Source organism: uncultured Sphingomonas sp. (assembly GCF_946477935.1).
Taxonomy (GTDB): Bacteria; Pseudomonadota; Alphaproteobacteria; order Sphingomonadales; family Sphingomonadaceae; genus Sphingomonas.
On sequence record NZ_CAMLAC010000180.1, the window covers coordinates 1 to 7,280 of the forward strand.

The following is a 7,280-nucleotide window of genomic DNA, read 5'->3' on the forward strand; positions in this document are numbered from 1 at the left end:
CTATCGCCCCACCTCCAGATCTGGCGCTGGGGCCCGCACATGCTGGTCTCCATTCTCCATCGCGTAACCGGGTCGGGGATGGCGACCGTCGGCACCGCGCTGCTCGTCTGGTTCCTGGCCGCGATCGCCGGCGGGGCCGAGAGCTATGCGACGTTCCGCGACGTGTTCACGACGGATGCCGGCAATCTGAACATCCTCGGCTATGTGATCGGCATCGGCCTGACCGCCTGCCTGTTCCAGCACATGATGACGGGTATCCGCCACCTGGTGCTCGATCTGGGCGCCGGGTTCGAGCTGAAGACCAACAAGCGTTACGCCATGCTCACCATGGTCGCGTCGGTGACGCTGACCGTGCTGTTCTGGCTCTATCTGGGGATCAAGTGATGCGATCGGGAACCAGCATCGGCCGCGTGCGCGGCCTGGGTTCGTCCAAGCAGGGCGCCAAGCATTGGTTTCACCACCGGCTGACCGCGGGATCGAACTTCCTGCTGATCGTCTGGCTGCTCGTCTCGATCCTGCGCCAGCCGTCGTTCGATTACGAAGCGATGCGCATGTGGCTGTCGAGCGCGTGGGTGGCGATCCCGATGATCCTGCTCGTCCTGTCGGTCTTCTCGCACTTCCGCATGGGGCTGCAGGTGGTGATCGAGGATTACCAGCATGACGAGAGCCGCGTCGCCGCACTGGTCGCGCTCAATGTCTTTACCGCGGTGACCGCATCGGTCGCCATCTTCTCCGTTCTCAAGATCGCCTTTGGAGCCGCTGCGTAATGCCTGCTGCCTACAAGATCATCGACCACACCTATGACGCGGTGGTGGTCGGCGCCGGCGGATCGGGCCTGCGCGCCACCATGGGCATCGCCGAGGCCGGCCTGAAGGCCGCGTGCATCACCAAGGTGTTCCCGACCCGCAGCCACACGGTCGCCGCGCAGGGCGGCATCGCCGCCTCGCTGGGCAACATGGGTCCGGACCACTGGACCTGGCACATGTTCGACACCGTCAAGGGGTCCGACTGGCTGGGCGACCAGGACGCGATCGAATATCTGTGCCGCGAAGCCCCGGCTGCGGTGTATGAGCTGGAGCATGCCGGCATGCCCTTCAGCCGCACCGACGAGGGCCGCATCTACCAGCGCCCGTTCGGCGGCATGATGCAGAATATGGGCGAGGGGCCGCCCGCGCAGCGCACCTGCGCCGCGGCCGACCGTACCGGTCACGCCATGCTGCACACGCTGTACCAGCAGTCGCTGAAGTATGACGCGGACTTCTACGTCGAATATTTCGCGCTCGACCTGATCATGGACGAGGCCGGCGCGTGCCGGGGCGTGATCGCCTTGTGCATGGAAGACGGATCGATCCACCGTTTTCGCGCGCACAACGTGGTGCTGGCGACGGGCGGTTATGGCCGCTGCTATTTCTCCGCGACCTCGGCCCATACCTGCACCGGCGACGGCGGCGGCATGGCGCTGCGCGCGGGTATCGCGCTGCAGGACATGGAGTTCGTGCAGTTCCACCCGACCGGCATCTACGGCGCGGGCGTGCTGATCACCGAGGGCGCACGCGGCGAGGGCGGGTATCTGACCAATTCCGAGGGCGAGCGCTTCATGGAGCGCTATGCTCCGTCCGCCAAGGATCTCGCCAGCCGCGACGTGGTGTCGCGTTCGATGGCGATGGAGATGCGCGAAGGCCGCGGCGTCGGCAAGGAAGGCGACCATATCCACCTGCACCTCGATCATATCGATCCCAAGGTGCTGCACGAGCGGCTGCCCGGCATCACCGAGACGGGCAAGATCTTTGCCGGTGTCGACCTGACGCGCCAGCCGCTGCCGGTGACGCCGACCGTCCATTATAACATGGGCGGCATCCCGACGAACTATCACGGCGAGGTCGTGCGCCTGCGCGACGGCAACCCCGACTCGATCGTCCCCGGCCTGTTCGCGGTGGGCGAGGCGGCGTGCGTATCGGTGCACGGCGCGAACCGCCTCGGCTCCAACTCGCTGATCGACCTCGTGGTGTTCGGTCGTGCGACGGGCCTGCGCATCAAGGACCAGTTGAAGCCGAACACGCCGCACAATCCGCTGCCCAAGGGATCGGAGGAGCTGTCGCTCGGTCGCCTCGACCATTTCCGCAACGCCGCCGGCGGGTCGCCGACCGCGGAGATCCGTTCGGAAATGCAGAAGACGATGCAGCGCCACTGCGCGGTGTTCCGTACCGACGAACTGCTGACCGAGGGCCGCGAGAAGATCCGCGGCACCTATGGCCGGATGCAGGATGTCGGTATCAAGGATCGTTCGCTGATCTGGAACACCGACCTGATCGAGACGCTGGAACTCGACAATCTGGTGTCGCAGGCGGTGGTGACGATGGAATCGGCGCTGAACCGCAAGGAGAGCCGCGGCGCGCATGTGAACGAGGACTTCCCCGAGCGCGACGACGCGAACTGGATGAAGCACACGATCACCACGTTCGACGGCTGGGGCGGCAAGGGTGGCGCGACCGCGATCGATTACCGCCCGGTGCACGACTACACGCTGACCGACGACATCGACTATATCAAGCCGAAGAAGCGCGTTTACTGATCCCGCGGATCAGAGGTGCGATACAGGCGCCCGCATGGGAAACCATGCGGGCGTTTTGGTGTCCGAAGATGGCGTGCCGGGCCGCGCGCCTGACGGTAAAAAGCTGCATATCCTCGTCTGTCGCCGACAGGCTTATGATGCCACGTGCGCGAAACATGCAGGTGGGGGCGAATGCCATGACGACAAAGGCATTTCGGTGGGCGAATCGGCTGGCATCGATCGTGCTCGTCCTGACGGCGGCGAACGGGGCGCCCGCCTGGGCACAGGACGGGGCGGCGATTTTCCCGATCGCGTCGCCACAGCAGGTTGCCGAGGCGCTGGACGACTGCATAAAAACGGACGGCGTGCCCAGCAAGCTGGAGGCGGTGGGGTGGAAGGCCGAGCCGCCGTCGGGCAACGGCATGACGCTGTACCGTAAGGCGGGCAGTGGTGCGATGTTGCCGCTGTTCGATCCGAACGGTGAGATGCGCTGCTGGGTGATGTCCCGAACGGACCAGCCCCCCGCTCGCTATGTCGAGGCGGTTACCGCCCTGCTGGGGCCTCCCACCGGCAAGCCGTCCATATCCTCCGGCGTGCAGGCAGGCGATCGGGATCATTCCCTCCAGTGGAACGTGAAGGGTTATGCCATTCCGATGGACGTCTTCAAGACGCCGCAACCGGGGGTGCGCATCGAGGTCTGGCGTCTGCCCCCGTCGCCGCAAAAATAATCAAGGGTTATAAGATTATACGCGTCGTGCGGTAGGTCGGTCGCCGAGCTGGTTGAGGGCGTCGGGGTTTTGGCGGGCCCAGGTGTAGAGCAGTTCGACGGGTTCGACGAAGCGGGTGCCGAGGGGCGTGAGGCGGTATTCGACGGCGGGGGGGACGACGCTGTGTATGTGGCGGGTGAGGAGGCCGGTTTCCTCCATGTCCCGAAGTGTTTGGGTCAGCATCTTTTTCGAGATGCCGGGCAGGCTGCGGTGCAGCACGCCGCTGCGCGCGGTGCCGCCGTGGCGGGCGTGGAGCACGTGGAGGATCATGCTGGTCCATTTGGTTGCGAACAGCGCCAGCACACGGCGCGGGGCACAATCTTCCCGCCATTCCTCGTCGTTCGATCCGGGGCGCATGGGTGGTTACCCTTTGGTGACTAGGTTCCTGTTTGGTGCCGTCTAGAAGCTGCGAAGGCCCGTGCCTAGCTGGTGATCTTCAAGAGCGAAGGTGCGAAGATCATGACGAAAACGGCATTGGTGGTGGGCGCGAGCGGGATCGTCGGCAGTGCGACGGCGGCGCTGCTGGTCGAGCAGGGCTGGACCGTTCACGGGCTGGCGCGGCGGCCGGTGGCGCAGGACGGCGTCCGGCCGGTGGTCGCCGACCTGCAGGATGCGGGTACCACGCGCACGGCGCTGGCCGATATCGATGCCGATGCGGTGTTCATCACCACCTGGGCGCGTCAGGACAGCGAGGCGGAGAATATCCGCGTCAACGCCGCGATGGTGCGCAACCTGCTGGATGCCCTGCCGCCCGCCACCGGACCACGGCATGTCGCGCTGGTCACCGGGCTGAAACATTATCTGGGACCGTTCGAGGCCTATGGCAAAGGCACGCTGCCGCAGACACCGTTCCGCGAGGAACAAGGGCGGCTGGACGTCGAAAACTTTTATTATGCGCAGGAGGACGAGGTGTTCGCCGCAGCCGCGCGCGACGGATTCACGTGGAGTGTTCATCGGCCGCATACGGTGATCGGCAAGGCGGTCGGCAACGCGATGAACATGGGGACGACGCTGGCGGTATATGCCACGCTGTGCCGGGCGACGGGGCGGCCGTTCACCTTCCCGGGATCGGCGGCGCAGTGGCACGGGCTGACCGACATGACCGACGCCGGCCAGCTCGCCCGCCACTTGCTATGGGCGGCGGAGACGCCGGCGGCGCATGACGAGGCGTTCAACGTGGTCAATGGCGACATATTCCGCTGGGAATGGATGTGGAGCCGTATCGCTGGCTGGTTCGAACTGGAGGCGGCGCCGTTCGACGGCGTGGTGCGGCCCCTGGAAGAGCAGATGGCCGATGATGCCCCGATCTGGCGCGAGATTGCGGCACAGCACCGGCTGGTCGAGCCGGACCTGTCGCGGCTGGCGTCACCATGGCATAGCGATGCCGATCTGGGGCGCCCGATCGAGGTGGTGACCGACATGTCGAAAAGCCGGCGGCTGGGCTTTACCAGCTATCAGCCGACGGACGATGCGTTCTTCGCCTTGTTCGAGCGGTTGCGGGCGGATCGCCTGATCCCGTAAACTTGCAATAGACTCGCATTAGCCTTACTCTCCGGGGTGAGGAGAAGGCCATGCGTGTCGCGTCACCCGCCGCCGTTGATCACCCCACCCTGTCGCCGATCGCAGTCGAGACGATCACGCGGGCGGTGCGCGTTTGGCGTGCGGCCCGCGACGCGCATCGCCCGGTATTGCCGGCGCTGCATGCGCTGCTGGCCCCGATCGGGCACGACATGTTGGCGCCGGTGATCGACAGTGTGCTGCGGCTGGGCGAGCAATGCCTGGACCGGACGCCGTGCCGGGATTGTCCCTTCGGCTCGCAAACGGATGTGGAACTGCTGGTCGATCTGCTCCGCGATCCCCGGCGGGTGGCGACGCTGCCACGCTGTGCGCAATCGACGCCGAGGGCCAAGGCGGTGTTCGCCGGCGCGCTCGCCTCCGCCGGCGTGATGATGGCGATGGCCTGATCCCGATTGCCAGACCTGCCTTCGGCCCGGTGACGGTGCTGTCCGATGTTGACCTGCGCCGCTACGATCCGGCGTTGGCGGATGTGTTGCGAGAGGTTTATGGCGAACGCCACCGGCTGAAGACCGATCTGTTCTTCGACCACCCCGCGCGGGTGCCGCCAGGGCCGGCCCCGGTTTTTACCGCCGAACAGTGCTGACCGGCGATCATCGCCGCTTTTTTGCACGTGCCGGGGCGATGCCTGTGCTGCATCGTGTGATGGCGATGTGCCGATCCGCCCAAGGGCTTGTGCGTGGTCCCACGACCCGGAGCGCGCCGATGGCCCATCGCGCGGATCGGAAGCGTGGATTGTCGTGGAACTGAACGCCGCGATCGCTGGTTCGCTCGCGCCATGGACCAGCACCCGAACAATGCCGTGAACTATCCGGCCCTCGCCGTCCCGCAGATCCAACTGCACGGACCCGTCGACGACGCGATGTACGCGACGTTCAAGCAGCAACTCGCCGCCGCATCGGCGGGGCAGGGGCCGCTGGTCGTGTCGATCACCACGCTGGGCGGCGATCCGGAGATGGCGCGGGCGATGGGCGATTCGATCCGCCTGCTGCGTGACCATACCGGACGCGAGACGCTGTTTCTGGGCAAGGTGGCGGTCTATTCGGCAGGCGCGACCTTCATGTCGGCCTTTCCGGTCGACAAGCGGTTCCTGACCCGCAACACCCGGTTGATGCTGCACGAGCGGCAGATGAACGCCGCCGTCGACCTGAAGGGGCCGCTGACCACGCTGCCGGCCGTGCTGAAGGCCAAGCTGCACGAGATCGAGCATTCGATCATGATCCAGGAAGAGGGCTTTCGCGCGATCGTCGCCGGATCGCGGGTGGATTTCGAGACGATTCGCGAGAAGGCGGTGGCGAACTGGTATATCAACGCCGAGGAAGCGCGCGACCTGGGCCTGGTGCTCGACGTGATCTGATGATCTGGCGGGCGTTCGCGATCCGCGGACGCCCGCCAGCCGCGATCGGCATATTTTTCGCTGTCAAGACATTTGCGGCCTGCACGCCGGTCATGTATCGGGCAGGCACGATCCTTGCCGGCGATCTGGTCGGCCCATCAGCGGACATCGAACCCATGGCTGAATTTGCCCTGCCCAAGAACAGCGTCATCAAGAAGGGCGAAACGCACAAGGCGACCACCACCGGCCGCATCAAGAAGTTCAAGGTCTATCGCTACGACCCCGACTCGGGGCAGAATCCGCGCTACGACACGTTCGAGGTCGATCTGGACGAGTGCGGCCCGATGGTGCTGGACGCGCTGATCAAGATGAAGGGCGAGCAGGACTCCTCGCTGACCTTCCGCCGTTCGTGCCGCGAAGGCATTTGCGGGTCGTGCGCGATGAACATCGACGGACGCAACGGCCTGGCCTGCACCACCGCGATCGAGGATGTGAAGGGCGAGGTGCGCATCACCCCGCTGCCGCACATGGATGTGGTGAAGGACCTGGTGCCGGATTTCACGCATTTCTATGCGCAATATGCCTCGATCCAGCCCTGGCTGCAGACGGTGACACCGGAGCCCGCGGGCAAGGAGCGGCTGCAGTCGCCGGAGGACCGGGCAAAGCTGGACGGGCTGTACGAGTGCATCCTTTGCGCCTGCTGCTCGACCTCGTGCCCGAGCTATTGGTGGAATTCGGACAAGTTCCTGGGGCCGGCGATCCTGCTGCAAGCCTATCGCTGGCTGGCCGACAGCCGTGACGAGATGAACGGCGAGCGTCTGGACGAGCTGGAGGATCCGTTCCGTCTGTATCGTTGCCACACGATCATGAACTGCGCCAATGTCTGCCCCAAGGGCCTGAACCCCGCCAAGGCCATCGCCGAGATCAAGAAGATGGAGGCCGAGCGGATCGTCTGATCCGCGCGTGCCTGCCTTATGCCCTTTCCCTGCAGGGTGGGGCCTGTCTCCAGACGCGGCGCTCGCGGAACCGCCCCCCCCCCCCCCCCCCCCCC

Annotated in this window: 10 protein-coding genes; 9 read left to right on the plus strand and 1 reads right to left on the minus strand. The window is 65.5% G+C overall.

Annotation, left to right across the window (positions count from 1 at the left end; all coding sequences use genetic code 11):
* The 4 genes from sdhC to Q0U08_RS15470 all read left to right on the plus strand — a co-directional run.
* Nucleotides 1-384, plus strand: a 384-nt coding sequence (gene sdhC, locus Q0U08_RS15455; RefSeq protein ID WP_298092407.1) for a succinate dehydrogenase, cytochrome b556 subunit, incomplete at its 5' end; no start/stop codon positions are given.
* Nucleotides 384-767 (plus strand): succinate dehydrogenase, hydrophobic membrane anchor protein, encoded by a 384-nt coding sequence (gene sdhD / locus Q0U08_RS15460; RefSeq protein ID WP_298092409.1) that lies wholly within the window; start codon nt 384-386, stop codon nt 765-767. The genes sdhC and sdhD, both read left to right, overlap by 1 nt.
* Nucleotides 767-2,572, plus strand: a complete 1,806-nt coding sequence (sdhA, locus tag Q0U08_RS15465; RefSeq protein WP_298092410.1) for a succinate dehydrogenase flavoprotein subunit — start codon at nt 767-769, stop codon at nt 2,570-2,572. Before sdhD ends, sdhA begins: the two co-directional genes overlap by 1 nt.
* A 176-nt stretch (nt 2,573-2,748) precedes the next feature.
* Nucleotides 2,749-3,279 carry a hypothetical protein gene (locus tag Q0U08_RS15470; RefSeq protein WP_298092412.1) on the plus strand — a complete coding sequence of 177 codons (531 nt, stop codon included), beginning with the start codon at nt 2,749-2,751 and terminating at the stop codon, nt 3,277-3,279.
* Nucleotides 3,280-3,294: 15 nt separating this feature from the next.
* Here Q0U08_RS15470 and Q0U08_RS15475 read toward each other — a convergent pair whose 3' ends face one another.
* Nucleotides 3,295-3,675 carry a helix-turn-helix domain-containing protein gene (locus tag Q0U08_RS15475; protein WP_298092413.1) on the minus strand — a complete coding sequence of 127 codons (381 nt, stop codon included), beginning with the start codon at nt 3,673-3,675 and terminating at the stop codon, nt 3,295-3,297.
* Between the two features lie 102 nt (nt 3,676-3,777).
* Between Q0U08_RS15475 and Q0U08_RS15480 the strand changes: the two genes are divergently transcribed.
* The 5 genes from Q0U08_RS15480 to Q0U08_RS15500 all read left to right on the plus strand — a co-directional run bounded on the left by Q0U08_RS15480 (nt 3,778) and on the right by Q0U08_RS15500 (nt 7,185).
* Nucleotides 3,778-4,839 carry an SDR family oxidoreductase gene (locus tag Q0U08_RS15480; protein ID WP_298092415.1) on the plus strand — a complete coding sequence of 354 codons (1,062 nt, stop codon included), beginning with the start codon at nt 3,778-3,780 and terminating at the stop codon, nt 4,837-4,839.
* A gap of 50 nt (nt 4,840-4,889) precedes the next feature.
* Nucleotides 4,890-5,282, plus strand: coding sequence for a hypothetical protein (locus Q0U08_RS15485; protein ID WP_298092417.1), 393 nt, complete (start codon nt 4,890-4,892; stop codon nt 5,280-5,282).
* Nucleotides 5,283-5,311: 29 nt separating this feature from the next.
* Nucleotides 5,312-5,479, plus strand: coding sequence for a hypothetical protein (locus Q0U08_RS15490; RefSeq protein WP_298092419.1), 168 nt, complete (start codon nt 5,312-5,314; stop codon nt 5,477-5,479).
* Between the two features lie 192 nt (nt 5,480-5,671).
* The gene (locus Q0U08_RS15495; protein WP_298092421.1) at nt 5,672-6,250 is read left to right on the plus strand and encodes an ATP-dependent Clp protease proteolytic subunit; all 579 of its coding nucleotides are present in this window, start codon (nt 5,672-5,674) and stop codon (nt 6,248-6,250) included.
* 155 nt (nt 6,251-6,405) lie between these two features.
* Entirely contained in the window at nt 6,406-7,185 is a 780-nt protein-coding gene (locus tag Q0U08_RS15500) for a succinate dehydrogenase iron-sulfur subunit (protein WP_298092422.1), read from the plus strand.
* Nucleotides 7,186-7,280: the final 95 nt, after the last annotated feature.

Bases quoted from the DNA above. Each gene is read 5' to 3' on its own strand.
- Q0U08_RS15480 (WP_298092415.1), top strand. From the start codon at position 3,778: ATGACGAAAACGGCATTGGTGGTGGGCGCGAGCGGGATCGTCGGCAGT.
- sdhA (WP_298092410.1), top strand. From the start codon at position 767: ATGCCTGCTGCCTACAAGATCATCGACCACACCTATGACGCGGTGGTG.
- sdhD (WP_298092409.1), top strand. From the start codon at position 384: ATGCGATCGGGAACCAGCATCGGCCGCGTGCGCGGCCTGGGTTCGTCC.
- Q0U08_RS15485 (WP_298092417.1), top strand. From the start codon at position 4,890: ATGCGTGTCGCGTCACCCGCCGCCGTTGATCACCCCACCCTGTCGCCG.
- Q0U08_RS15475 (WP_298092413.1), bottom strand. From the start codon at position 3,675: ATGCGCCCCGGATCGAACGACGAGGAATGGCGGGAAGATTGTGCCCCG.
- Q0U08_RS15495 (WP_298092421.1), top strand. From the start codon at position 5,672: ATGGACCAGCACCCGAACAATGCCGTGAACTATCCGGCCCTCGCCGTC.
- Q0U08_RS15470 (WP_298092412.1), top strand. From the start codon at position 2,749: ATGACGACAAAGGCATTTCGGTGGGCGAATCGGCTGGCATCGATCGTG.
- Q0U08_RS15500 (WP_298092422.1), top strand. From the start codon at position 6,406: ATGGCTGAATTTGCCCTGCCCAAGAACAGCGTCATCAAGAAGGGCGAA.